General features: G+C 67.6%; 24 protein-coding genes. 13 read left to right on the top strand and 11 right to left on the bottom strand.

The window, feature by feature from the left end:
* Positions 1–11 precede the first annotated feature (11 nt).
* From ACWV14_RS20605 to ACWV14_RS20595, 3 genes are read left to right on the top strand one after another with little or no spacing between them, the layout of a single operon-like run.
* Positions 12–509, top strand: a complete 498-nt coding sequence (locus ACWV14_RS20605; RefSeq protein ID WP_454903408.1) for a hypothetical protein — start codon at positions 12–14, stop codon at positions 507–509.
* Between the two features lie 10 nt (positions 510–519).
* A complete protein-coding gene (locus tag ACWV14_RS20600; RefSeq protein WP_454903406.1) occupies positions 520–987 on the top strand; it encodes a ribonuclease HI family protein in 468 nt (155 codons plus the stop codon).
* A 47-nt stretch (positions 988–1034) separates the two neighbouring features.
* Entirely contained in the window at positions 1035–1298 is a 264-nt protein-coding gene (locus ACWV14_RS20595; protein ID WP_422087233.1) for a DUF3297 family protein, read from the top strand.
* Between the two features lie 24 nt (positions 1299–1322).
* Here the strand turns inward: ACWV14_RS20595 and ACWV14_RS20590 are convergent, their stop codons facing one another.
* Complete coding sequence (locus ACWV14_RS20590; protein ID WP_454903405.1) at positions 1323–2189, bottom strand: DUF2272 domain-containing protein; 867 nt, start codon at positions 2187–2189, stop codon at positions 1323–1325.
* A gap of 348 nt (positions 2190–2537) precedes the next feature.
* On the opposite strand from ACWV14_RS20590, the gene bla reads away from it, so the two are divergent.
* Positions 2538–3425, top strand: a complete 888-nt coding sequence (gene bla / locus ACWV14_RS20585) for a class A beta-lactamase (RefSeq protein WP_454903404.1) — start codon at positions 2538–2540, stop codon at positions 3423–3425.
* A 16-nt stretch (positions 3426–3441) separates the two neighbouring features.
* Here bla and ACWV14_RS20580 read toward each other — a convergent pair whose 3' ends face one another.
* The 5 genes from ACWV14_RS20580 to ACWV14_RS20560 form a co-directional block, all read right to left on the bottom strand.
* Positions 3442–4287 carry an amidohydrolase family protein gene (locus ACWV14_RS20580; RefSeq protein WP_454903402.1) on the bottom strand — a complete coding sequence of 282 codons (846 nt, stop codon included), beginning with the start codon at positions 4285–4287 and terminating at the stop codon, positions 3442–3444.
* Between the two features lie 47 nt (positions 4288–4334).
* Positions 4335–4958 carry a PAQR family membrane homeostasis protein TrhA gene (gene trhA / locus ACWV14_RS20575; RefSeq protein WP_422087223.1) on the bottom strand — a complete coding sequence of 208 codons (624 nt, stop codon included), beginning with the start codon at positions 4956–4958 and terminating at the stop codon, positions 4335–4337.
* Between the two features lie 37 nt (positions 4959–4995).
* Entirely contained in the window at positions 4996–6399 is a 1404-nt protein-coding gene (locus ACWV14_RS20570) for a glycerophosphodiester phosphodiesterase family protein (RefSeq protein WP_454903400.1), read from the bottom strand.
* Between the two features lie 135 nt (positions 6400–6534).
* Positions 6535–7305: a class I SAM-dependent methyltransferase gene (locus ACWV14_RS20565; protein WP_454903399.1), complete on the bottom strand. Its 771-nt coding sequence runs from the start codon at positions 7303–7305 to the stop codon at positions 6535–6537.
* A complete protein-coding gene (locus ACWV14_RS20560; protein ID WP_422087220.1) occupies positions 7302–7808 on the bottom strand; it encodes an O-acetyl-ADP-ribose deacetylase in 507 nt (168 codons plus the stop codon). Before ACWV14_RS20560 ends, ACWV14_RS20565 begins: the two co-directional genes overlap by 4 nt.
* A 195-nt stretch (positions 7809–8003) precedes the next feature.
* Here ACWV14_RS20560 and ACWV14_RS20555 point away from each other — a divergent pair, with 195 nt between their 5' ends.
* Complete coding sequence (locus tag ACWV14_RS20555; protein WP_454903398.1) at positions 8004–8999, top strand: sialic acid TRAP transporter substrate-binding protein SiaP; 996 nt, start codon at positions 8004–8006, stop codon at positions 8997–8999.
* Positions 9000–9005: 6 nt separating this feature from the next.
* Here ACWV14_RS20555 and ACWV14_RS20550 read toward each other — a convergent pair whose 3' ends face one another.
* The 3 genes from ACWV14_RS20550 to ACWV14_RS20540 all read right to left on the bottom strand — a co-directional run bounded on the left by ACWV14_RS20550 (position 9006) and on the right by ACWV14_RS20540 (position 12747).
* Complete coding sequence (locus tag ACWV14_RS20550) at positions 9006–10424, bottom strand: GTPase/DUF3482 domain-containing protein (protein ID WP_454903396.1); 1419 nt, start codon at positions 10422–10424, stop codon at positions 9006–9008.
* Positions 10421–11824: a DUF2868 domain-containing protein gene (locus ACWV14_RS20545; RefSeq protein WP_454903394.1), complete on the bottom strand. Its 1404-nt coding sequence runs from the start codon at positions 11822–11824 to the stop codon at positions 10421–10423. Before ACWV14_RS20545 ends, ACWV14_RS20550 begins: the two co-directional genes overlap by 4 nt.
* A 341-nt stretch (positions 11825–12165) precedes the next feature.
* Positions 12166–12747: a TetR/AcrR family transcriptional regulator gene (locus tag ACWV14_RS20540; RefSeq protein WP_454903392.1), complete on the bottom strand. Its 582-nt coding sequence runs from the start codon at positions 12745–12747 to the stop codon at positions 12166–12168.
* 83 nt (positions 12748–12830) lie between these two features.
* Between ACWV14_RS20540 and ACWV14_RS20535 the strand changes: the two genes are divergently transcribed.
* Positions 12831–13262, top strand: a complete 432-nt coding sequence (locus ACWV14_RS20535; protein ID WP_081266706.1) for a VOC family protein — start codon at positions 12831–12833, stop codon at positions 13260–13262.
* A gap of 6 nt (positions 13263–13268) precedes the next feature.
* Here ACWV14_RS20535 and ACWV14_RS20530 read toward each other — a convergent pair whose 3' ends face one another.
* Positions 13269–15125, bottom strand: a complete 1857-nt coding sequence (locus ACWV14_RS20530; RefSeq protein WP_422087214.1) for an ABC transporter ATP-binding protein — start codon at positions 15123–15125, stop codon at positions 13269–13271.
* 219 nt (positions 15126–15344) lie between these two features.
* Between ACWV14_RS20530 and ACWV14_RS20525 the strand changes: the two genes are divergently transcribed.
* The 6 genes from ACWV14_RS20525 to ACWV14_RS20500 all read left to right on the top strand — a co-directional run bounded on the left by ACWV14_RS20525 (position 15345) and on the right by ACWV14_RS20500 (position 22136).
* On the top strand, positions 15345–16574 hold the full coding sequence (locus tag ACWV14_RS20525) for an ABC transporter substrate-binding protein (protein WP_454903390.1): 1230 nt from the start codon (positions 15345–15347) through the stop codon (positions 16572–16574).
* A gap of 83 nt (positions 16575–16657) precedes the next feature.
* The gene (locus ACWV14_RS20520; protein WP_422087212.1) at positions 16658–17533 is read left to right on the top strand and encodes a branched-chain amino acid ABC transporter permease; all 876 of its coding nucleotides are present in this window, start codon (positions 16658–16660) and stop codon (positions 17531–17533) included.
* 25 nt (positions 17534–17558) lie between these two features.
* The gene (locus ACWV14_RS20515; protein WP_454903389.1) at positions 17559–19484 is read left to right on the top strand and encodes a branched-chain amino acid ABC transporter ATP-binding protein/permease; all 1926 of its coding nucleotides are present in this window, start codon (positions 17559–17561) and stop codon (positions 19482–19484) included.
* A 34-nt stretch (positions 19485–19518) separates the two neighbouring features.
* Entirely contained in the window at positions 19519–20241 is a 723-nt protein-coding gene (locus ACWV14_RS20510) for an ABC transporter ATP-binding protein (protein WP_422087210.1), read from the top strand.
* A gap of 62 nt (positions 20242–20303) precedes the next feature.
* Positions 20304–21188: a LysR family transcriptional regulator gene (locus ACWV14_RS20505; protein WP_454903388.1), complete on the top strand. Its 885-nt coding sequence runs from the start codon at positions 20304–20306 to the stop codon at positions 21186–21188.
* A gap of 123 nt (positions 21189–21311) precedes the next feature.
* Positions 21312–22136: a DODA-type extradiol aromatic ring-opening family dioxygenase gene (locus ACWV14_RS20500; protein ID WP_454903386.1), complete on the top strand. Its 825-nt coding sequence runs from the start codon at positions 21312–21314 to the stop codon at positions 22134–22136.
* 30 nt (positions 22137–22166) lie between these two features.
* On the opposite strand, the gene ACWV14_RS20495 is transcribed toward ACWV14_RS20500, so the two are convergent.
* On the bottom strand, positions 22167–22955 hold the full coding sequence (locus ACWV14_RS20495) for a GntR family transcriptional regulator (protein ID WP_454903385.1): 789 nt from the start codon (positions 22953–22955) through the stop codon (positions 22167–22169).
* Between the two features lie 205 nt (positions 22956–23160).
* Here ACWV14_RS20495 and ACWV14_RS20490 point away from each other — a divergent pair, with 205 nt between their 5' ends.
* The gene (locus tag ACWV14_RS20490; protein ID WP_454903384.1) at positions 23161–24417 is read left to right on the top strand and encodes an ABC transporter substrate-binding protein; all 1257 of its coding nucleotides are present in this window, start codon (positions 23161–23163) and stop codon (positions 24415–24417) included.
* Positions 24418–24431: the final 14 nt, after the last annotated feature.

The raw sequence follows: 24431 nt of genomic DNA, 5'->3' as shown, positions 1-24431 counted from the left end.
ACAGTGGCGTGATGCGCGCATTGGCACTCCTTATTCCGGCGATCTTTGCCGTGGCCGCGGCGGTGTCCCCCGGCGGCGCCCGCGCGGAAGTGACCCGCTGCACCGATGCCAGCGGCGCCGTCTCTTACACCAACGTCGAATGCCCGGCGGGCAGCAAGCAGGCGCGGCAGGTGCCGATCCTCGAATCGCCGCCGCCCGACCCGGCGCGCCGCGACTATTCAGCGGCGCCACAGCGCTCCGCGCCGCCAGTCCCGCCCCCCAGCCGTGTGGCGAGCAACCCGCCTTCGGGTCCGGCCATCATCCCGCGCTACCCCGCCGAGACGCAGCCGCAGCCAGCGGCGGAACCACCGGGCGTCGTCGTCCTGAGCCCCGATCCGTACTACGACCCCTACTACGACGGCGCGCGCCCCATCCGCAGGCCACGGCCGCCGCATGCGGTCGACCCCGGCCCGCCGCCCGGCCAGCGGCCTTGCCAGAACCTGGCTGGCATCAAGCGCTACAACTGCTGAAGACGATCGAATGAGCGGCGACGGTTCCGTGGCCCCGGGGCTCCCGTGGGTGGTTCACTGCGACGGCAGCGCCATGCCCAACCCGGGACGCATGGGCATAGGCGCCGTCATCACCGCGCCCGACGGCAGCCGCCACACGCTGTCGCAGGCCACCCATGCCATCGGCTGCAACAACGAGGCCGAGCTGCTGGCGCTGACCGCCGCGCTCCACGCACTGCGCGACAAGGGCGCCACCGCCGTGCTGGCCTACAGCGACAACAGCACGCTGGTCGAGCAGCTTGCCGCGCCGGGCGCCAAACCCATCGAGCGCATGGCCCCGCTGTTCGACGATGCCCGCGCGCTGCTCGGCAGCTTCGCGCAGGCGCGCGTGCAATGGATTCCGCGCCAGCGCAACGGCGAAGCCGACGCGCTGGCCCGCGCCGCGCTCGGCTTCGGGCCCAAGCCGCCGCCCAGGCATGGGAAGAAGAAGCGCCGTTAGAGCACCGTCAGGGAAGGGGCCAGCCGGAGCCCCTATCATCACGCGCCATGACCGAAGCCACTCCCACTCCTTCTTCCTCCCTCCCGCCTCTTCCCGACCACCTGTCTTCCGATCCGCGCAGCCCCCACCACCTGGCGGCTGCCTTCGAAGGCGACATCGGCATCCGCTTCAACGGGAAGGAGCGCCTCGACGTCGAGGAATATTGCATCAGCGAAGGCTGGATCAAGGTTCCCGCCGGCAAGACCCTCGACCGCAAGGGCAAGCCCCTGCTGCTCAAGCTCAAGGGCAAGGTCGAGGCGTTCTACAAGTAAGCGTCAAACAACTGGCGCGTTCTTTCAGCGCCACTGCAGCAGCAGCGACCACGGCTGCCTGCTCATGTGGCGGTCGATGCACCCCGCCGCGCCGGGCGTGCATCCCTCGGGCAGATAGCTCGGGTCCAGCCGGCGCGTGCCCGGCGCAAAGTCCAGCCGGCGCCGCGTGACCGACTGCAGCACATTGCCTCCCACCGCGTCGAAGCCCGTCGCATCGACGGCCACCACCACGTCGCAGTGCATCGGCAGCGCATCGCCGCCGGTGGGCCGTGTCGCCAGGACCTCGCCGATCTTGTCGAAGGTGTCGAGGCCCGCACCCGCACCGCGTGCCTGGCAAACCAGATCGCCGACGCGCGGCGGCGTGCGCGTCAGATCGCAGGCGCGCAGGGCGTAGCGCGTCGGGCGCCCGGCCTGCTCCTCGATGCCTGCCTGCCACGCGGCACCCGCGTAGTCCACGTGCGCTTCGGAAAAGACGAATTCGTCGTCCGCCAGCCCCGCCTGCCGCGCGAGCCAGCTGATGAAGGCCGCCGACCACGGCGTGTCGATCACCGCGACCCGCTTCAATGCGACATCGACCGCGCGCAGCTCCGGTGAGTCCAGCCCCTCGTCGGGCCCCACGCCCATGCCCTGCAGCCGCGCGGCCGAGGCCTCGTTCAGCGACTGCATCAACGACTGCCGGTAGGCCGGCCGCAGCCCGCCGTAGCGCACCCGCGAAGGCAACAACGGATCGACCGCCTGCCAGTAGCTGACCACCCGCTCCCAGGGCGCAAGGCCCGGCACTGTGCGGCGCGTGTCTTCGGCTTCGGAGTCGCCGTCCATCGTCATGCGGCCCTCGGCATCCATCGTCTGGCCGCCGAAGGCTTCGTGTTCCTGCGTGGCGAAGGTGGCCATGGCGAGGGCCCGGGCGGTGGACGGGGATTGGAGGGCGGTGTCGAGGCAGCCAGGGGCGGCGAGTGTGGCGAAGGGCGCCAGGGCGAGGCACAGGGTCGCCAGGACTGGCGTTGCCGGGCGTTGAGAAGACGAGGTGAGAGCGTTCTGTCGCGGCATGTGGTCGGGGAGCATAGCCCGGCGCAGGGCACGCACGAAGTTCATTCAGCCATTCGGTCGAGCATGTCCGCGCGTTACAGCCGATACACCCGGGACGCAAAACAGCGGCGGCGCGCTGGAGCGCCAGGCACCGCGCTCCTACGATTGCCGGCGTCCCATCCACTCCACTCGCCGACAGAAAGCAAAGAAGAAATGAACTCACCCGTCCAGCGCCGTACCCTGTTGCTCGCCGCCTCCGTGCTGCCGCTTGCCGCTGCCTGCACCGCGTGGTCGCAAAAGGGGCCGCAGGCTTCCGCCGAGGCCCAGCTTGCCGAACTCGAACGCGCCTGTGGCGGGCGCCTTGGCGTGGTGGCGTTCAACACGGCCAGCGGCGCACGCCTGCAGCATCGGCCGCATGAACGCTTTCCGTTCTGCAGCACTTTCAAGCTGATGCTGGCCGCCGCGGTGCTGGAGCGCAGCGCGAAAGACCCGAGCCTGCTGTCGCGCCGCGTCAGCTACAGCAAGGCCGACATCATTCCCAACTCGCCCGTCACTGAAAAGCATGTGGCCGACGGCATGACGGTGGCCGCGTTGTGCGCCGCGACCATCCAGTACAGCGACAACGCAGCCGCCAACCTGCTGATGAAGATGCTGGGCGGCCCGGCCGACGTGACCGCCTTCGCGCGCACCATCGGCGACCAGGCCTTCAGGCTCGACCGTTGGGAGACCGAACTCAACACGGCCATTCCCGGCGACCTGCGCGACACCACCACGCCCGCGGCCATGGCCGACAGTGTGCAGCGGCTGGTGCTGGGCGATGCGCTGGGCGCCGCGCAGCGTAGCCAGTTGCAGGCCTGGCTGCAGGGCAACACGACCAGCGCCGAACGCTTCATGGCCGCCGTGCCGCCGGGCTGGAAGGTGGGCGACAAGACCGGCGCGGGGGCTTACGGCACCAACAACGACGTCGGCGTGATGTGGCCGCCGGCCGGCGCACCGCTGGTGGTCGCCGTATACCTGACCTTCCCCGACAAGGACGCGAAGAACCGCAACGATGTGGTGGCCTCTGCAGCACGCATCGCGGTAAGCGCGCTTGCGGGCTGAGACCGGCGCGTCGCGATCAGTTGCCGCCGGTGCCGAAGCCGAACAGCCGCACCGGCGTGTCGAAGAGGATCGCGCGGCGGTCTGCCTCCGAAGGCACGCTGCGCGCGAACACGCCGAGCAGCGTGCCGTAGTCCAGCCGCCGGGTGGCGCGAATGTTCGGCCAGTCTGAACCCCAGAGGCAGTTGGCGGGCCCGAAGGCAGACAGCAGTTCATCGGTGAATGGCCGGGCATCCGCGAAGGGCAGCGCCTCGCGCGAGAACTTGTCGTAGCCCGACAGCTTGACAGCGCAGCGCCCGCTGTCGGCCATTCGCAGCAGTGCGTCGAAGCCGGGGCTCGCAAGCCCGCGCGAGATGTCGGGGCGGCCGTGGTGGTCGACCACGATCTGCGCGCCGCAGCCCAGCAGGCGCGGTGCCAGTTCGGCCATCTGGTCGTCCTGCACCTGGACCTGCACGCACATGCCCAGCGCGGCGATGCGTTCCCACAGCGCATCGGCATTCGCATAGTGCGCAAGGCCCAGCAGTGCCATGTTGAAGGCGATGCCAACTACGCCCTGGGCCTGCAGGTCTTGCAACTGCGAGGCCGATGCGTCGTTATCGACCACGGCAATGCCCTTGAAGCGATGGCCGCCGCGCCTGATGGCGTCGAGCATGCAGCGGTTGTCGGTGCCGTAGCCCGAGTTGGGTCCGACGAGCAGGGCGTGCGACACGCCGTAAGCCGACATCACCTGCATGAAGTAGTCGGCGGTGGCGATCTCGCCGCCCGACGGCGCGTAGAAGACGCCTGGCGCATACGGAAAGGATTCGGGGTCGAAGATGTGGCAGTGGCAGTCGATCTTCGGGGCAGAAAAAATAGAAGCGTCCATGGGGTGCCGAGTGTGGCATTGCCACGCCGCTGGCGGCACCACGCCAGCTACAGCACGAACCAGCCGACAGCGATGTAGTGGCTGATCGTGCCCGCCAGCACGAACAGGTGCCAGGCGCCGTGCGCATGGCGAAAGCCCTGCCGGTTCCGGTAGAAGATGGTGCCTACGGTATAGAGCACGCCGCCGATCAGCAGCCACGCCAGCCCGGCACCGTCGAGCCGCGCGGCCAGCGGCACGGCAGCCAGCACCCCGAGCCATCCCATTCCGATGTAGAGCGGCAGCGAGGGCTTGGCCGAAGCGCCGGGCTTCGGCGGCCGCAGCTCGCGCCATATGCCGAACAGCGCCACGCCCCAGATCGCCGAGAGCAGCAGCCAGCCCCACTTGCCGTGCAGCGTGACGAGCGCGAAGGGCGTGTAGGTGCCGGCGATCAGCAGGTAGATCGCGCAGTGGTCGGCCCGCTCCCACACGCGCTTGAGGCGGCCGCGCGTGCTGTGGAAGAGCGTGGAGGCCGCGTACAGCGCCACGGCAGAAAGCGAGAACACCAGCGCCCCCGCAATGCGCGCGGGGTCGCCGGTAGGCACGGTCTTGATGAGCAGCAGCGCGGTGGCTGAGAGCGCCAGCAGCAGGCCCAGCAGGTGGCTGTATCCGTTGAGTCGTTCGCCCGGGTACATGGTGCCGTTCAGCCGGTTGCCTGCGCCGCGTTGCGCATCAGCGGCCCGTTTCCTTCAGGTAGGTCTTGCGCGCCGCGACGGCCGTGTTCGCGAAGTCCGAGAACACGCCGTCGATGCCGGCGCGGAAATACGCAAGGTATTCGGCCGTCGGGTCACCCTTGTAGATGCCGGCCAGGTACTTCGACTCGTTGCGGAAGGTGTAGCTGTGGACGAACAGGCCGGCCTTGTGCGCGTCGGCGATCAGGCTGGTGGGCTTGATGGTGTTCACGTCGACCATCCCCTTGTTGGCCGCGACGAAGGGCACGATGGTGTGCGCCATGACCTGCGGCTTCCAGGGGCCGATGCCGTCGGCATAGGTCTTGATCTCGGCCAGGCCCGCGGGCGTGAGCATTTCGCCGAAGAACTTCGGGTTGCCGGCCAGCGTCCAGCTGTAGGGGCGCCCGTCGATGAAGGTGTATTCGTCGTTGGTGACGTAGATCATCGCGCCGGTCTTGTAGTCGACGTCGTTGCCGTCCACCAGTTGCACCGCGCGTGCCTTCAGGCCGGCCGAGCGCAGGTACTTCAGGCTCTCGGGCTCGAAGCTCTGCACGAAGATGGGCGCGTCCTTGCGGTTCAGGTCGTTGAAGTTCATGACCTTCAGCAACGCATCTTCCAGCGGGTGGCTGCCGGCCGGGCCACAGCCGTTGGCAATGGCCTGCGCGTTGTTCCAGATCGGGTTCTTCGTTTCCGGGTACACCGAGAACGTGCGGCCGGTGGCGGCGCTCTTGGCCTTGGCAATGTCGAGCAGTTCCTGGAAGCTGATGATCGGCAGCTTGCCGTTGAGGTCGGTGGGGCGTTCGTCCCTGGCGTCGTAGGTGGTGCCGCGGATCCACTGGCGCAGCTCGTCCATCGTGAAGTCGGTGATGGACCAGTCGCCGGTGTGGTCCTGGCCGTCGACGACGAGCGACTTGAGCACGGACTTCGGATCGTTCGGGTCGGTCAGGTCGCTCCAGTATTGGGCGGGGCCGTTCTCGGGGGTGACCGGGTACTTCACGTTGACCTTCACGCCCGGCACGGTGCGCTTGCGCGCGTCCACGGCGGGGTTGGTCTTGGCGACTTCGGCGATGTTGGTGTTGTCGCTGAGCCAGGGGTTGTGGCGTGCGACCAGCACGCAGTCCTTGGTGAGGTGCAGGTCGGTCTCGAGCGAATCGGCGCCGGCATCGGCCGCGGCTTCGTAGGCGGTCTTTGTTTCTTCGGGGAACAGGCCTGGCAGGCCGCGGTGAGCAATGACGAGTGGCACCGAACCGTCGAGCGTGCCCAGTGCCGCTGGGGCCGGAGGCGCGGGCGGCGCCGGTGCCGGTGCCGGCGCTGGCGGAAGTACCGGGATCGTGGGGCCCCCATTCCCGCCACCGCACGCGGCAATCACGAGGCCGCCTGCAACGGCCACCAAGGCAGCGCGCATGGGGCGGGGAGCGGGTGCGGGAACAGCTTTTGTCATTGGGTTCTGGCGTCCGTTGCAAGTAGATTGAAAGCTGGCGGATGCTAGGTTTGGCCCATGACGGTACGGTGACCGGTAACCTCCAGGCGATCAATCCTTTCAGGGCCGCGTGCCCACCAGCACAGGCTGGAAGAACGCGCCGTCGATGCGTCGCACGTTTTCCAACCCCGCCTCGCGCATCAGCTCGCACAGCCGCGTGGTCGACACGGCGTAGTAGCGCGAGCGCATCACGCGCGTGCTCACCTCGTGCGTGGCCAGGTTTTCGGTGACGAAGAAGAAGCCCAGGTCGTAGTGCTCGCCCTTGCCTGCGTCCGTGAAGTCCCACACCTGGAACAGCACGTGGCGCAGGCCGTTTTCGACGCGCGCGCCGTAGTGCTTCACGAGGTTGCTGCCGCGCTCTTCCTTTGTGTAGTCGCGCACGCTCACCACGCAGCCGCCGCCCGGGCGCAGGCATGAGGCCATCTGTCGGAAGGTGAGCAGCAGGTCTTCGTCGGTCTGCAGGTGCGGCATCGAGTTGTCGCAAGACATCACGATGTCGAAGCCGCCGCCGTGATGCGCGTGCGCCTCGCGCATGTCGCAGACCGAGAAGGCGACATCGAGGCCGCGCACCTGTGCTTCGTGCCGCGCGCGTTCGATTTCCTGGGGCGACAGGTCCGATGCCGTCAGCGAGTGGCCCAGCGCAGCGAGCCCGAGTGTCTGCGTGCCGATGCCGCAGGACACGTCGAGCACCCTGCGCCGCACGCCACCGCCGGGCCACTCGGTATCGATCAGTTGCGCGAGCTTGTCGCCCTGCGCGCGGATGCTCTCTTTCCAGTCGGGATAGATCAGGTGATAGAGCGGGGCGAGGTCGTCGTAGAAGTCGTTGGTCATGCCAGTGCTGCCTCGTAGACCGCGAGGTCGCCCATGGAGAAGCAGCAGAAGACGACCTCCTGCACCGATGCCGCTTCGTTCGCGGCGTCGCGTACCGTGTCCACCGCCACCTTCGCCGCCAGTTCGACGGGGTAGCCGTAGATGCCCGTGCTCACGCTCGGAAACGCGATGCTGCGCACGCCTTGCGCGCCGGCCAGCGCCATCGAACGCCGGTAGCACGACGCGAGCAGCTCGGGCTCGCCCGACGTGCCGCCGCGCCATACCGGGCCGACCGTGTGGATGATGAAGCGCGCGGGCAGGCGGTAGCCCTTGGTGAGCTTGGCGTCGCCGGTCTTGCAGCCGCCGAGCAGCCGGCATTCGTGCAGCAGGTCCGGCCCTGCCGCGCGGTGAATGGCACCGTCCACCCCGCCGCCGCCAAGCAGCGAAGAGTTGGCGGCATTGACGATGGCGTCGACCTGCAGTGTGGTGATGTCGGCGCGAAGGGCGCGCAGCGCGGCGGTCATGGCGTGTTCCTTTCTGGTGCGGCCTCACGATAACGCCCCGCTAACCCCATCAAACCCCAGTCGGGCAAACCCGCTCCCGGCGGCTGTCGCTACTCCTTACGATGCGCTCGCCGGGCCCGATGGCCTGGCGTCGGACCCGTAGCAGTGGCGTCGATCTTGCATGGGGCCGATTGTTCTCAACCCGAGGGAGAGTCGATGAAAAGCTTCTTGCCGTGGCGCCGCGCCGCATTCGCGCTGGTGGCGCTGGGATGCGCAATGGCCGTGCAGGCGCAGCAGGTGTTGCAGTTCAAGTGGGGCCATGTCTACGAGCCCACGAGCATCTTCCATCAGCAGGCCGAACTGGCGGCGCGCAAGATCGCGGAGCAGTCCGACGGCAAGATCAAGATCGAGGTGGTGCCTTCGTCGAAGATGGGCCAGGAGGCGGACTTTCCGCTGATGCTGGCGAATGACTCGATGCAGATCGCCTACGTCGGCGACGCCACGCTGGCCGAAGGCTATCCGCCGCTTAGCCTGGGCAGCTACCCCTTCGCCTTCAAGGATCTCGACCACATGCGCAAGTACCTGGCGAGCCCTTTGCTGGCCGACCTGATGAAGGGATACAACGAGAAGAGCGGCAACCGCATGGTGGCCACGGTGTATTACGGCGCGCGGCAGGTCACTTCGGCCAGGCCGCTGGCAAAGCCCGAAGACTTCCGCGACCTGCGGCTGTATGTGCCCGCCGCCGCCTCTTATCAGCTCTTTGCCACCGCGCTCGATGCCAAGCCGGTCACGCTGCCTTTCATGAGCCTCTACGGTGCGCTCAAGAAGGGCGAGGTCGAGGCGCAGGAAAACCCGCTGGGCATCGTCAGGTCGAAGAAGCTCTATGAAGTGCAGAAATACGTGCAGCTCACTGCGCACGTCTACGACACGCTGGGCATCGTGATCGGCAAGGCGGCATGGGCCAGGCTCTCGCCGCCGCAGCAGGCGATGGTCGAGAAGGTGCTCGTGGAAACCGCGAAGTGGACCAACGTCGGCGTGATCGCCAGTGAGCTGGAAGACGAGCAGTTCCTGCGCAGCAAGGGCATGACGGTGACGCCGGTCAATCGCCAGTTGTTCCTCGAGCGCATCGTGAAGCGCGCGACGCCGGAGCAGCAGGGCGCGCGGCCGGGAGACTACGCGAAGCTGCAGGCACTGGCGGCTGGCGCGAACTGAGGCGCTTCAGGCCTGCTCGAAGGCTTGCAGCAGCTGGCTCGACAAGTCGCCGACCAGGGCTTCGCGTTGCGGCGACGGTCGCCAGAAGGCGCGGCTCGTCACGCCGGTTGCTTCCCAGTCGGGGTGGTTGCGCGCGGGCTGCGCGGCGCGCACGGCCGCGGCGGCGGCCTTCGTGGGTGCATCGCCGTCGGCGGGCGCCTCGGCGGCAATGCGCTGCGTGGCCGCATGGCCGCGCACTTCCAGCGCCTGCGTGAGCTTGAGCTGCCATGCGACCAGCGCGAACAGCACGCCGTCTTCTACCGTCAGTTCATGCACGTCGCGCAGCTTGTTGGCGATCTTGCGGCCCAGCGGACCCCAGCCCTGGGACACCGCGCCGCCAATGGCGCCACCCAGCGCAGCGCCTGCGCCCAGCGAGATGCCGGCCACGGCCAGATCGGCCACCACGCCCACGGCGGCGCCGATGACAGCGCCCTTGCCAAGGCGCAGGCCGGCGTCCTTCATGGCTTCGGGGCTGAAGAAGTCGAGCGCCCAGCGGCCTTCGATGATCGGCAGCGGCGCTTCGTCGGCATCGCCCTGGCGAAAGCCGTAGAGCGCGAGCAGGTCGTCGGTGCAACGCTGGGCCTTGTCGAACACGGTCTTCTGCAGCGCCGCGACCAGCGTCTGCCGGCGCTCGGCGTCGGCGAACTCGGCGGCCTGCACCGTGCGGCGGACGGCGGCGGCGTTGACCAGCAGCGCGGCGATGCGCGTGCAGGCAGAACGGCGGCGGCCGGCGGCTTCGGTGTCCAGCGAATCGACCACGCCGCGCAGCAGTTCGCGGCGATCGCGCAGCAGGGTGGCGAGGTCGTTGTACAGGTCCTGCTCGGCGCCGACGAACGGAGCCGCCGCGTCGAAGCGCACCTGCACATGCAAGCCGTAGGCCGACAGCAGCTCTTTCCAGGCCGCCTCGCGGCTGGCGGCGTCGCGCACGAAGTTCAGCACCGGCAGCACCGGGCGCGCGCAGGCGTTGAGCAGTTCGATTTCGTCGTGGAACTTGGGCAGCACCGGTTCGCGCACGTCGATGACGAGGAAGGCCGCGTCGATGTCGAGCATGGTGCGCAGCACCTTGGCCTCCTGCTCGAACACGCCGTGCGCCTCGGGGCCTTGCAGGAACTGGCGGATGCGTTCGGGCGGGGTGGCCTGCGGGTCGAAGCGCGCGAGGTGCTCGCGCAGTGCGACGGCGTCTTCGAGGCCGGGCGTGTCGAAGAAGCGCACGGCGGTTTGGCCGCCCACCTCGAGATCGGCCGACTCGACATGGCGCGTGGTGCCGGGGCGCTGCGACACCTCGCCGAAGTCGATGCGCCGCGTGAGTGTGCGCAGCAGCGAGGTCTTGCCCGCGTTGGTGTGGCCGACGACCGCGATGCGGATGGGCTGTTGCTGCTGCGTCATGGGGCGGTGGCCTCGTTCGGCCGCAGTGCGAGGTCGATGCGGTCGCTGGCGGCGATGCTTTCCAGGCCGCAGTCGCGCAGCCAGTCCAGCCAGCGCCGCGTGGCGGTGGCATCGGCTGCGCCCGCGAGCCACAGGCGGCATTCGCCGCAATGCGCCAGCACTTCGCGCAGGAAGCGTTCGGTGCCGCGGTCGGGGCTCGATGCGGCATTGCAGGCCAGCAGCACGGTGCGCGGGCGGGCGTGCACGAGCTGGTCGAGCAGCGTTCGCCGTGCCGGGGCGCTGCCGTCGATGCGCTCCACCTGCGTGGCCGCGTCGAGCGGGATGGTTGCAGGAGGCCAGGGCATGTCGGGCGGCAGCTCGAAGCCGATGACGAAGAGGCCGTCGTGCAGTGCCGATACGGGCAGGCTCGTGGGCGCGCCGGTGCGCGTGCGGCCCGGGTCGGCGTCGACGATGGCGGCGGGCGCCAGCGCGGCAAAGCGCGCTAGCAGCTTGCGGTAGTAGGGCTCGTGCCAGTCGGGCTGCAGCGCCTTGCGGCGGCGCTTCCAGACGGCGGCGCTCAACAGCACCAGCGCGACGCGCGGCAGCAGGCCGTAGACAGCGATGCAGCCGGTGAGCCACAGCGCCCAGGTTCGCTGGCCTGCCGCTGCAGGCGTGGAGGCCAGCACGGTGGCTGGATCCGGCACCGGAAAGCCGAGCTGAGCCGGCGCCCAGCCCAGCACCTGCACGGCCCGTACGAAGAAGGCGGGGTCGAGAATCGTCGTTTCCCAACTCAGCGTGTAGCTGCGGAAGGCGAGTGCGAAGAGCATCGAAGCCAGCACCACCGCGAACGACAGTGACCAGATGCCGTGGCTCACGAGCCCGAAGGCCCAGGGCAGCAGCCTGGCGCGCGTCAGCAGCCCGGTGATCGAGCGCAACAGCACCGGCGCCTGCCCACGCTTGCCGCCGGCCACGCGCGCTGTGAGCGACAGCCAGATCCAGCCGAGCGATGCGGTCCCGAAGGAACTCAGCGGAAAGCAGAGCCCCGCCAGCCACAGCAGCAGCGTGAGCGCGTGCAGGCCCAGCAGGCTTACGAGCGCGACGATCACATTGATGTGGCGCTCGCCACCGCCCACCACGTTTCCCGCGAGGCCGAGGCCGGCCACGACGATCAGCGCCACGAGTGCGATCAGCACCCAGGGCGCCCATTGCCGGGCGCGTAAAAGTTCAGGCTCCAGGCCGATGCGTTCGCCGAGCTGGCGCGCGCGTTCGATGATTGGCGCGTGAGCGTCGGGCGTGCGCGAGGCGAGGGCGGCGCGCATGGCCTGTGCGTCGTCGAGCGGGCCGCTCTGTTCGACCCACCGGATCGCCTCGGTGATCACCGCATCTGTAAAGGCATGTTCGCGCAGCGCGGTGTTGGTCAACAGGGTCCCTTCGCAAGTGAGGCCCCGCACGGTGCCGGGGCGCGCGAATTATGCCCGGCGCGCCGCGGGCTCCCCATGAGAAACGGGGCCGCGAGCGGCCCCGTTCTGCAGGTGTCGGAGTAGGGGCGTGCCCGGTCTCAGCGAAGGCCGAAGAACGAGAGCACGGCAACCACGACCACGACCAGACCGACGATGTAAATGATGGAATTCACGCGAGACTCCGTTGTTGACGACGATGTCAGCATCGCGCCGTGGAGGTTGCGCGAATGTCGGCGGCAGGCGGCGTGTGATGTAGGACTTGCGAAGCGCCAGCCTGTACTGCTTGCCCACGGGAATGGCGTTCAGCGCTTCTTGTCCGGCCCCAGCGCCTGCTCGACCAGCCAGCGCATCGCCGCGCGGACCTCTTTCGCATCGGCGCCCGCGTCGATCTCCAGCGCCGCACGGTCGAAGGCGGCCGACAGCAGTTGCGACAGCGCATCGACCGAGACTTCGCCGCGTCCCATGCCGGCGCGTGTCAGGCCCTGGCGCAGCGAGTGCGCCGCGTTGGCATCGTCGATCGCCATGATCTCCGCCATGCCCAGCACGGCAGGGCCGTCGACCAGCAGCAGCCGCGTGCGGCCCGGCATGGTCATGGCGTCCAGATAGGCCTCGCTGCCTTCGAGCAAGGCTTCGCGCGGGCCCAGCCGCTCGGGCGTGGCGGCTTCGATGTCGGCCGCCACGGCCATTGCCTCGCGTGCCAGCACCTGGCGGAACAGGTCGCGCTTGTCCGCGAAGTGGTGGTACAGCGCGCCTCGGGTAATGCCGGCTGCGAGGGCGATTTCAGGGGTGGAGGTGTCGCCGTAGCCCTTGCTGACGAAAAGCGCGCGTGCGGCTTCGAGCAGGGCGAGCTGGGTGCTTTCGGTGCGTTCTCGGTTGGTGGCCATGCCGGGTAATTTACATGCAGGCTGTCTGTAGGTTAGTATTTAACGTACGTGCAGTCTGTATGTTTTATGAAAGGGCCGATTCCATGAAAGTCACGAGCTACTACCCCGTCGTCATGACCGAAGACGTTGCGGGCACCGCCGCCTTCTACCGGTCGCATTTCGGCTTCGTGCCGCTCTTCTCCAGCGACTGGTACGTGCATCTGCAGCTGGAGGGGCAGCCCTCGGTGAACCTCGCCGTGCTGGACGGACGCCACGAGACCATTCCAGAACCGGCGCGCGGGCAGGTGGCGGGCGGCCTGCTGCTGAACTTCGAGGTGGAAGATGCCGATGCGGTGCACGACCGGCTGAAGGCCGCCGGCCTGCCGATCCTGCTGCCGCTGCGCGACGAGGCCTTCGGCCAGCGCCACTTCATCACGCGCGACCCGAACGGCGTGCTGATCGACGTCATCAAGCCGATCCCGCCGTCGGGGGAGTTCGTTGCGCAGTACGAGGCGGGGGCGCTGCCGGCCGCCTGAATGCGATCAGGCGCGCAGGGCTTCGTCTTCGTCGAGGCTGTCGCCCAGGAAGCCGCCGCTCTGGTGCGCCCACAGCCGCGCATACAGCCCGCCCTGTGCCATCAGCGTGCGGTGGTCGCCTTCTTCCACCACGCGGCCTTCGTCGAGCACGATGAGCCGGTCCATCGCGGCGATGGTCGACAGCCGGTGCGCGATGGCGATCACGGTCTTGCCTTCCATCAGCGTGTAGAGGCTCTGCTGGATGGCGGCCTCGACCTCGGAGTCGAGCGCGCTGGTGGCTTCGTCGAGCAGCAGGATCGGTGCGTCCTTCAGCATCACCCGCGCGATGGCCACGCGCTGGCGCTGGCCGCCCGAGAGCTTCACGCCGCGTTCGCCCACATGCGCCTCGTAGCCGCGCCGGCCGCTCGCGTCGCCCAGCGTCTGGATGAATTCATGGGCTTCGGCCCGCTTGGCGGCAGCCTCGATCTCCTCGTGCGTGGCGTCGGGGCGGCCATAGGCCACGTTGTCGGCCACCGAGCGGTGCATCAGCGAGGTGTCCTGCGTGACCATGCCGATGTGGCTGCGCAGCGAGTCCTGCGTGACGTGCGCGATGTCCTGTCCGTCGATCAGGATGCGGCCGCTTTCCAGGTCATGGAAGCGCAGCAGCAGGTTCACCAGCGTCGACTTGCCCGCGCCCGAGCGGCCCACCAGGCCGATCTTCTCGCCGGGCTTCACGGTGAGGTTCAGGTCGTCGATGACGCGGCGGCCGCCGTCGCCGTAGCGGAAGCTCGCATGTTCGAAGCGCACCTCGCCTTGCGGCACCTGGAGCACGGTGGCGTCGGCCGCGTCGAGCACGGTACGCGGGCGCGACAGCGTCTTCATCCCGTCCTGCACGGTGCCGATGTTCTCGAACAGGCTGGTCATCTCCCACATGATCCAGTGCGACATGCCCTGCAGCCGCAGCGCCATAGCGGTGGCCGCGGCCACCGCGCCCACGCCGACCGCGCCCTTGGACCACAGCCACAGCGCCACGCCCGCCATGCCGGCGGTCAGGCCCATGCTGAGTGCATGGTTGACGATCTCGAAGGCGCTCACCAGCCGCATCTGGCCGTAGCCGGTCTTCATGAACTCGCGCATGGCGTCGCGTGCGAAGCCGGCCTCGCGCTGCGTGTGCGAGAACAGCTTGACGGTCGCGATGTTGGTGTAGGCGTCGGTCACTCGGCCGGTCATGAGGGCCCGGGCGTCGGCCTGCGCCTTGCCGACCTTGCCCAGGCGCGGCACGAAGTAGATGAGGGCGCAGATGTACAGCGCCAGCCAGATCAGGAACGGCCACACCAGCTGTGCGTCGAGCAGGCCCACCAGGATGATCATGGTGGCCACGTACACGCCCATGGCCACGAGCACGTCGGCCAGCACGAAGATGGTCTCGCGCACCGCGAGCGCGGTCTGCATCACCTTGGCCGTGATGCGGCCCGCGAACTCGTCCTGGTAGAAGGCCATGCTCTGGCCCAGCATCAGCCGGTGGAAGTTCCAGCGCAGCCGCATCGGCAGGTTCACGGCCAGCGTCTGGTGCTTGACGATGGTCTGCAGCGCCACCACGCCGATGCTGATCACCAGGAAGGCGGCCAGCCACATCAGCGTGGTGCCGCGCTCTTCCCAGAGGCGCGAAGGCACCTGCCCGCCGAGCCAGTCGACGATGCGCCCGAGGATCGCGAACAGCACCGCCTCGAAGGTCGACATGACGGCCGTGAGCGCGGCCATGGCAGCGATCTTGCCGCGCACGCCGTGCGTGCAGGCCCAGAGAAAGGCAAAGAAGCCCTGCGGCGGCAGCGAAGGCTCGGCGACAGGGTAGGGATGGAGAAGTTTTTCGAAGAAGCGGAACAAGGCGAACGGTCTCCCGGAGAGACTTCGACTGTAGCCGCGCATGCATGACCTTGCCCCGAAAAGGTGCGTTGTCCAGGTGTCGCCCCGGGAACAGTCCGGCTAGGGTTGTCACTCTCCGGAGCCGAATCGTTATCGACTATGTTTTGGTGACTTCGCGCTCGCGCGTCGTCGCTTTCGGTCCGACCCAGAAATTTCACAACAACGTTGGAGACGTTTTCCATGCATTTTCGTTTCAAGCTGCTGGCGCTGACCAGCGCGCTCGCCCTTTCGGTCAGCGCCTTCGCGGCCGATCCGATCAAGATCGGCGTGGACGGTCCCTTCACCGGAGGCTCGTCCTCCATGGGCGTGAGCATGCGCGACGGCGTTCGCCTGGCCGCGGAGGAAATCAACAAGTCCGGCGGCGTGCTGGGCCGGCAGATCCAGCTGGTCGAGCGCGACGACGAAGCCAAGAACGAACGCGGCGTGCAGATTGCCCAGGAGTTCGTCAACAAGGAAAAGGTCGTGGCCGCGGTGGGCTACATCAACACCGGCGTGGCGCTGGCCTCGCAGCGCTTCTTCCAGGAGGCGAAGATCCCGGTGCTCAACAACGTCGCGACGGGCTCGGTCATCACCCACCAGTTCGACAAGGACCCGGAGAACTACGTCTTCCGCAATGCCGCGCACGACAGCATCCAGGCGCCGATGATCGTGGAAGAGGCCATCACGCGCCGCGGCTACAAGAAGGTCGCGATCCTGGCGGACTCCACCAACTACGGCCAGCTCGGCCGCGAAGACCTGGAGCGCGCGCTCAAGAACAAGGGCATCACGCCCGTGGCGGTCGAGAAGTTCAACATCAAGGACGTCGACATGACGGCCCAGCTGCTGAAGTCGAAGGAAGCCGGCGCCGAGGCCGTGCTCACCTACGGCATCGGCCCCGAGCTGGCCCAGATCGCCAACGGCATGACCAAGCTGGGCTGGAAGGTGCCGATCATCGGCAGCTGGACCCTGGCCATGGCCAACTTCATCGACAACGCCGGCCCCGGCGGCGACGGCGCGCGCATGCCGCAGACCTTCATCCAGGAGCCGACCACGCCCAAGCGCAAGGCGTTCATCGACGCCTTCGTCGGCAAGTTCAAGCCGAAGAACAACCGCATGGATTCGCCGGTGTCGGCGGCGCAGGGCTACGACTCCATCTACCTGCTGGCCGCCGCGATCAAGCAGGCCGGCAGCACCGACGGCCCGAAGATCAAGGCCGCGCTCGAAGACCTGCAGGCGCCGGTCGAAGGCGTGGTGACGACCTACAACAAGCCCTTCACCAAGACCGACCATGACGCCATCACCGCCAACATTCCGGTGTTCGGCGAGGTCAAGGGCGGCCGCGTGGTCTTTGCCAGCGCCGACGACCAGAAGAGCGCCGGCACCGTCCGCCTGAAGGACGTGGCGGCCAACGACGCGCTGCTGAAGAAGTAGCCACCGGATCGAGCGCCGACGCCGCCCCGGGACCTGTTCCTGCGGCGGCGCATTTTTTGGTCCAACGCCTTCTGCGAGCCGCCATGCAAATCCTTACCCAACTCATCTTCAGCGGCATTGCGCTGGGCATGATCTACGCCGTCATCGCGTTCGGCTATCAGCTCACCTTTGCCACATCGGACACCCTGAACTTCGGGCAGGGCAACGCACTCATGCTCGGCGCGATGGTCGGCCTCACGCTGGTGAACATGGGGCTGAACTACTGGCTGATGATCCCGCTGGTGTGCGTGTTCGGCGCCTTCCAGGGCGCAGTGGTGGAGCGCATCGCGGTGCGCCCGGCGATCAAGATCAAGTCGGAGTTCGGCTGGATCATGTCCACCATTGCGCTGGGCATCATCTTCACCAACGTGGCCGAGAACGTATGGGGGCGCGACGACCTGAAGTTCCCGTCGCCGCTGCCGGAGTCGCCGATGCACTTCCTGGGCGCCAACGTGCTGCCGATGGAAATACTGGTGGTCATCGGCGCGCTGCTCATGATGCTGGCGGTCGAGCTGTTCAACCGCCGCTCGATCTACGGCAAGGCGGTGGTCGCGACCTTCAACGACCGCGATGCCGCCAAGCTCATGGGCATCAACACCGGCCTGGTCATCACCTTCTCGTATGCGCTGTCGTCCATGACGGCGGCCTTTGCCGGCGTGCTGATCGCGCCGCTCACGCTGACCGGCGCCTCGATGGGCGCGGTGCTCGGCCTGAAGGCTTTCGCGGTCGCCATCATCGGCGGGCTCACCAGCGGCATGGGCATCGTGGTGGGCGGGATCATCCTGGGCATTGCCGAGACCACCACCGGCTTCTACCTGAGCACCGGCTACAAGGACGTGCCTGGCCTGGTGCTGCTGCTGATCGTGCTGGCCGTGCGCCCGTCGGGCCTGTTCGGCAAGGCCGCCATCAAGAAGGTGTGAGCGCGTGGCCATGAATTCCGAAAAAATGAAAACCAGCCATCTCCTCCTGGCGATAGCGGGCGTGGCGGCGCTGCTGCTGTTCCCGATCGGCATCGACAACCCGTACTACATCCACCTGCTCGAGACCATCATGATCTACGCGATCCTGCTGTTCGGGCTGGACATCGTGGTGGGTTACACAGGCCAGGTTTCGCTGGGCCACGCGGGCCTGTTCGGCCTGGGCGCGTACGCGGCCGGCGTGCTGGTGTTCAAGCTGTCGGCGCCGTTCTGGATCACGGTGCCGTTCGCCATCGTGTTCACGGCCGGCTTCGGCGCGCTGCTGGCGTTGCCGGCGCTGCGCGTTTCGGGGCCTTACCTGGCCATGGTCACGCTGGCCTTCGGCACCATCATCCAGATCCTCATCAACGAGATGAGCTTCCTGACCGACGGGCCGATGGGCATCAAGCTCGAGAAGCCCGCGCTGTTCGGCCACAAGCTCGACGACCGCGAGTACTACTGGGTGGTGGCGGTGCTGATGGTGCTGTCGCTGGTGGTGGTTCACCGTATCCTGCGCTCGCACCTGGGGCGGGCTTTCGAGGCGCTGCGCGGAAGCCCGGTGGCCTCCGACTGCATGGGCGTGTCGGTGTACCGCTACAAGGTTTATGCCTTCGTCATCAGCGCCGGCTTTGCCGGGCTCGCGGGCTGCCTGTATGCGTACTCCGAGCAGTACATCTCGCCCAACTCCTACAACTTCGAGCTCACCGTGCTGTTCCTGCTGGCGGTGATCATGGGCGGGCGCAAGAGCCGCATCGGCTCCATGCTCGGCGCCACCATCATCGTGCTGCTGCCCAAGCTGCTGGACGACGTGGTGCTGTTCCGATACGTGTCGGTGGGGCTGGCCGTGCTGGTGCTGGTGGCGGCCGTGGTCGCCGTGCGGCGCCAGCGAGCCACGCCCGGGCAGATGGCCATCCCCGTGGTCGGCAGCATCGCGCTGGCGGGCCTGGCCTTCTGGCTGGACGCAATGACCGACTGGCGGCTGTCGATCTTCGGCGTGATTATGCTGTTCGTCATCTACTACCTGCAGGACGGCATCGTCGGCTTCGTGCGCAAGGCGCTGAACATGCGCCGGCCGGTGGCAACGGTCGCGGTGGCGGACGTCGATGCGGCACCGGCCGATGCGGTGTCCACCGCGGCCCATGCCGGCGGCACCGAAGACGTGCTCGAGGCCTCCGGCGTGCTGATGCAGTTCGGCGGCCTGAAGGCGCTCAACAACGTCGACCTGCGCATCAGGCGCGGCACCATCCACGGCCTGATCGGGCCCAACGGTTCCGGCAAGAGCACCATGATGAACGTGCTGACCGGCATCTACGTGCCGACGGCCGGCGCCATCTCCTTCGGGGGGCGTTCGCTGGTGGGGCGTACCTCTGCCGACATCGCTCTGTCGGGCATTGCGCGCACCTTCCAGAACGTGCAGCTGTTCGGCGAGATGACCGCGCTGCAGAACGTGCAGGTCGGCCTGCACCACAGCTTTGCGAGCAACCTGCTCGACGTGGCGGTGCACACGCCGCGCTACCGGCGCGAGAGCGCGGCGGCGGTGCAGCGCGGGCTGGGGCTGCTGAAGTTCGTCGGCCTGGAGTCGTTTGCCACCGAGGAGGCGCGCAACCTGCCCTACGGCAAGCAGCGCCTGCTGGAGATCGCGCGGGCGCTGGCGCTCGACCCGCAGCTGCTGCTGCTCGACGAGCCGGCCGCCGGGCTGACCGCGCCCGACATCAAGGAGCTGCTCACCATCATCCGCAAGATCCGCGAGCACGGCGTGACCGTGATCCTGATCGAGCATCACATGGACGTGGTGATGAGCATGTGCGACACCGTCTCGGTGCTCGACTTCGGCCAGAAGATCGCCGAAGGCGAGCCGGCCAGGGTGCAGGCCGACGAGAAGGTGATCGAAGCCTATCTGGGCGGCGGCGCATGACGGGCGCCGGCAACGCACGACCAGGAACCCCAACATGCTGACCATCCAGAATCTTTTTGCGGGCTACGGCAAGGTGCAGGTGCTGCACGGCATTTCGATCGAGGTGCCCAAGGGCAAGGTCGTGACGCTGATCGGCTCCAACGGCGCCGGCAAGACCACCACCATGCGCGCCGTGTCGGGAATGATCGCGCCAACGGCCGGCGAGATCACGCTCAATGGCAAGCGCATCGACGGGCTGGAGTCGTTCCACATTGCCAAGCTGGGCCTAGCGCATTCGCCCGAAGGCCGGCGCGTGTTCGCGACCATGACCGTCACCGACAACCTCACGCTGGGTGCCTTCCCGCGCCTGACGGGCAGCCGCCCGCGCGGCGACGTGGCGGGCGATCTGGAGCGCGCGCTCGAACTCTTTCCGCGCCTGAAGGAGCGCCGCACGCAACTGGCCGGCACGCTGTCGGGCGGCGAGCAGCAGATGCTGGCCATGGCGCGCGCGGTGATGCTGAACCCCGAAGTGGTGCTGCTCGACGAGCCTTCGATGGGCCTGGCGCCGATCCTGGTGGCCGAGGTGTTTCGCATCATCGAGCGGCTCAAGAGCGAGGGCGTGACGATGCTGCTGGTGGAGCAGTTCGCCGCCGCCGCGCTGGGCGTGGCCGACTACGGCTATGTGCTGGAGAACGGGCGCATCTCCCTGCACGGGCCGGCAGCCAGGCTGCGCAGCGACCCGGCCGTGAAGGCGGCCTACCTAGGCGGCGGGCACTAGACTCCCCGTGTGAAATTTGAAGGAACCGAGACCCCCGAGCCTGGCATCTTGCGGAGCCCCCCATGGATCGCATGACCAGCCTGCGGGTGTTCCGCGAAGTGGTCGAGGCCGGCAGCTTCGTGGCCGCCGCCGAGCGCCTGGGCATGTCGCCCCCGATGGCCAGCAAGCACGTGGCGCAGCTGGAGAAGTCGCTCGGCGCTAGGCTGCTGCACCGCTCCAGCCGCCACCTGAGCCTGACCGAGGCGGGCACCGCCTGGTACGAGCAGAGCCGCCGCGCGCTCGACCTGCTCGACGCGGCTGAAGCCGCCATCGGCCAGACCCACGACACGCCGCGCGGCCAGCTCAAGGTGAGCGCACCCGTGTGGTGCGCGACACCGCGCTTTGCGCGCATGCTGGCCGACTACCGCGCGCAGTACCCTGAAGTGCTGGTCGACATGCACCTGGAAAACCGCAAGGTCGACCTCGCGGCCGACGGCTACGACCTGGCCCTGCGCGCCACGCAGGAGCCATCGCCGGCGCTCATCGCGCGGCCGCTGTGCAGCGTGCCTTTCCATCTGGTCGGCACGCCGGCCTGCGTCGAACGAGCGGGCGGGTTGCCCGCGCTGCCGGCCGACCTGGCGAAGCTGGGCGCCATCGTGCCGAGCTATGTGAACCTGGAGAACCTCGCGCTCAAGGGCCCGGGCGGGCGAATGTTCCCCCTGCGGCTGGTGCCAGCCATGCGCTCCGACGACACCACCCTCACGCTGCACGCGGTGCGCTCGGACATGGGCATCGCCTACATGCCCTCGTGGCTGGTCGAAGAGGACATCGCCAGCGGGCGGCTGCTGCGGCTGCTGCCGGAGTTCCATGCCGTGCCGGTCACGTTGTTCGCGGTCTACACGAGCCGGCAGTACATGTCGTCGAAGCTGCGGACCTTCATCGACTTTCTGAGCGAGCGGCTCGGGTAGGGCGCGCCACCAACGCTGCCGCTTCAATGTTTCCTGTAGGGAACTGATTCGATGCATCGGTGCCTGTCGATTTCCTTGCAGGAAATGTCTACAGTCGATGCAACGCTTTCAAGGAGCATCGACTTGACTCACGACGACACCCACACTTCGCGCCTGCCGACCTATTTCATCTCCCACGGCGGCGGCCCCTGGCCCTGGATGAAGAAGGAAATGGGCCCGACCTACGACAAGCTCGCCGCCTCGCTGGCCGACATGCCGCGCCAACTCGGCCGCAAGCCGAGCGCCATCCTCATGGTGTCGGCGCACTGGGAGGCGCCCGCCTTCACGGTGCAGGGCAACCCCAAGCCGCCCATGATCTATGACTACGGCGGCTTCCCCGCCCACACCTACGAAGTGCACTACGACTCGCCCGGCTCGCCCGAACTCGCGCAGCGCGTGCAGTCGCTGATTGCCGCCGCCGGCCTGCCGGTGCAGATCGACCCCGAGCGCGGCTACGACCACGGCATGTTCTCGCCGATGGCGGCCATCTATCCGCAGGCCGACGTGCCGGTGGTGCAACTGTCGCTGCGGCGCGGACTCGATCCGGCGGAGCACCTGGCGCTGGGCCGTGCCATTGCACCGCTGCGCGACGAGAACGTGCTGATCGTTGGCAGCGGCCTGAGCTATCACAACCTGCGCAACTTCGGCCCGCAGGCGCACGGCGTGTCGAAGGCCTTCGATGACTGGCTCGACGAAGCGGTGGTGAAAAGCGACGCCGCCGGGCGCAGTGCGCAACTGCTCGACTGGGCCTCAGCCCCCGCGGCGCGCATGGCGCATCCGCGCGAAGAGCATCTGATTCCGCTGATGGTGGCTGTTGGCGCGGCCGAAAGCGAAGCCGGCGAGCGGGTCTATCACGAGGATGCCTTCATGGGCGGGCTCGTGGTGTCGAGCTTCCGCTTCGGCGCCTGAGCGGGTCCGCCCCCGGTGCCGGTCGGCGGCTCAACCGGGCGCGCCGAGCGCCAGATAGCTGTCGTCGCCATTGAGGCTGCAGTCGAGCGTGCTCGGCGCCACGTCGCGCTCGAGCACCTCGAACATGCTGTCGACGAAGTCCATCAAGCGGTCCGATGCCGCGATGGCCGCGTCCACGTCGCCGTTGGCCACGGCCTCTATCACTGCAATGTGGCCTTCGACCGTGTCCTTCAACTGCACGTTGTCAGGCTTGTGCATGTGATAGATCCAGCCGATGCGCCGGAAGATCGTGTGCAGCGGCCGCAACGTGCCTTCCACGAAGGGCTCCTGCGCGGCCGCCAGAAACAGCTGGTCGATCAGGCGGTCTGCCACGTTGAATTGCTCGATCGACATCTGCGCGCCGTGCTCCACCAGCTGCCGCTTGATGTGCTGCATGCGGTTGCGCTCCGAAGCGCCGGAGCGCTCGGTGGCGAGCCGAATGACGAAGCGCTCCATGTCCCGGCGCAGCCGCAGCAGCAGGCGGTCGCGCGTGAGGTCGATGGGTGCGATGCGGATGCCGTGCCGCGGCGTGATCTGCACCAGCGTGTCGGCCGCCAGGCGATTGAGCGCCTGGTGCACCGGCGTGCGGCCATAGCCGACCATGGCCTGCAACTCATGCGTGGCAAGAAAGCGGCCCGGCGCCAGCTTGCAGCAGATCAGCAGTTCTTCGATGCGTTCATAGGCCTGGTCCGACTGGTTGGCGGCGCTCTTGAGCGACGTGGCCTGCGCTGCGCTGTCGACGGAAACCAGCTTGGGCCTGGCAGGGGAACGGGTGGCCATGGAACTCCTTGATTCGTCGGTCGAGCATAGCTGATATGCAAGGGAAATCACAGTGCCATGGTCGGTCCCGCCAATGAAGGAGGTGCATCCAGGGCTCTCTCGGAGCAGAGGGTAAGTACGAATAAATATCGTGAAATATCACGATATTCTTGCCCACCTTTCACCGAAGAACCTGCGGCCCCGGCGCCGCCTCCTGGAGACCTGAATGAGAAAACTCTCAAGCCACCCGAGCCTTTTCGCCGGTACCGTTGCATTGGGAGCCGCGGCTGTGTTCGCCTGGACCCTGCCAGGCATCGCGCATGCGCAGGCCAAGGAAACGCTGAGCTTCGCGGCGGCGACATTTGCTGAGTCGGGGCGGGGCGACAAGCTCAAGCTGTGGGTCGACAAGTTCAACAAGAGCCAGACCGCCATCGAAGTGCAGCCGCTCGCGCTGCCGTTCTCCACGTTGGCAAAGACCGTGTTCACCCAGATGGGCGGCGGGGCGGGGCCGGACCTCATCCGCTTCGACCTGATCGACTACTACGCCGCCGCGCAGGCGCAGCGCATCGTGGCGATCGACGGCGACATCAAGCCTGGCGACTACCGGCTGACGGACCCCAACAAGTACCTGGTGATCGGCGGCAAGCGCTACGGGGTGCCCTTCGAGATCAGCAACTACCAGCTGATCTACAACCCGCAGCTTCTCAAGGGCGGCAAGCCGCCTGCCACCTTCGACGAGTTCCTTGGCGCGGCCAAGGCGGCCAGCGGCGACAACGTGTTCGGCTTCGCCTATCGCGCCACCATGGCCGAGAGCAATGGCTTCTGGCAGGACCTGTGCAACTTCGTCTACGGCTTCGGCGGGCGCTGGAGCGACGACAAGGGCAACCTCACGATCAACAGCGCCAAGGTAGTGGAGGGCGTGGTTGCCTACAAGAAGATGTACGACCTCGGCGCCACACCCAAGGGCGCCGACGCGGCCACCTACCGCCGCATGTTCTGGGAAAAGAAGCTCGCGATGGAGATCGACAACGGCGGTGTGGCGGGCATCTTCAACCAGCAGGCGCCCGACCTGCCGCTGGGTGCCGCGCCGTCTCCGTTCCCGACCCGCACCCAGGGCCTGATCCTCGCGCCGCTGGCCATCAACGCCAACACGAAGCACAAGGCCGCGGCCGTCACCTTCGTCAAGTGGATGATGCAGCCCGACAACCAGAAAGAGCTGCAGGCCATCCTTGGTGCGGCCAGCGTTGCCACAGTCGTCGAACGCACGCCTGAGGAGCTCAAGGCCAAGCCCTGGCTCAAGGTCTTCGACGACCAGGCGCCGTACAGCGTGCCGCAGCTGGTGCAGGGCTTCGAGGCGCGCACGCCCGAGATCCAGCAGGTGATCCTCGAGCAGGTGCTGCGTGTGCTGCAGGGCGGCGCTGATCCGCAGAAGGCCATGGACGACGCGCAACGGCTCGTCAGTGCCCGCGTCCTGCGCAAGTAAGCCGGGCCAGGGCA

It is taken from the genome of Variovorax durovernensis, from assembly GCF_977011995.1.
This window is presented reverse-complemented; position numbering and strand designations above follow the sequence as displayed.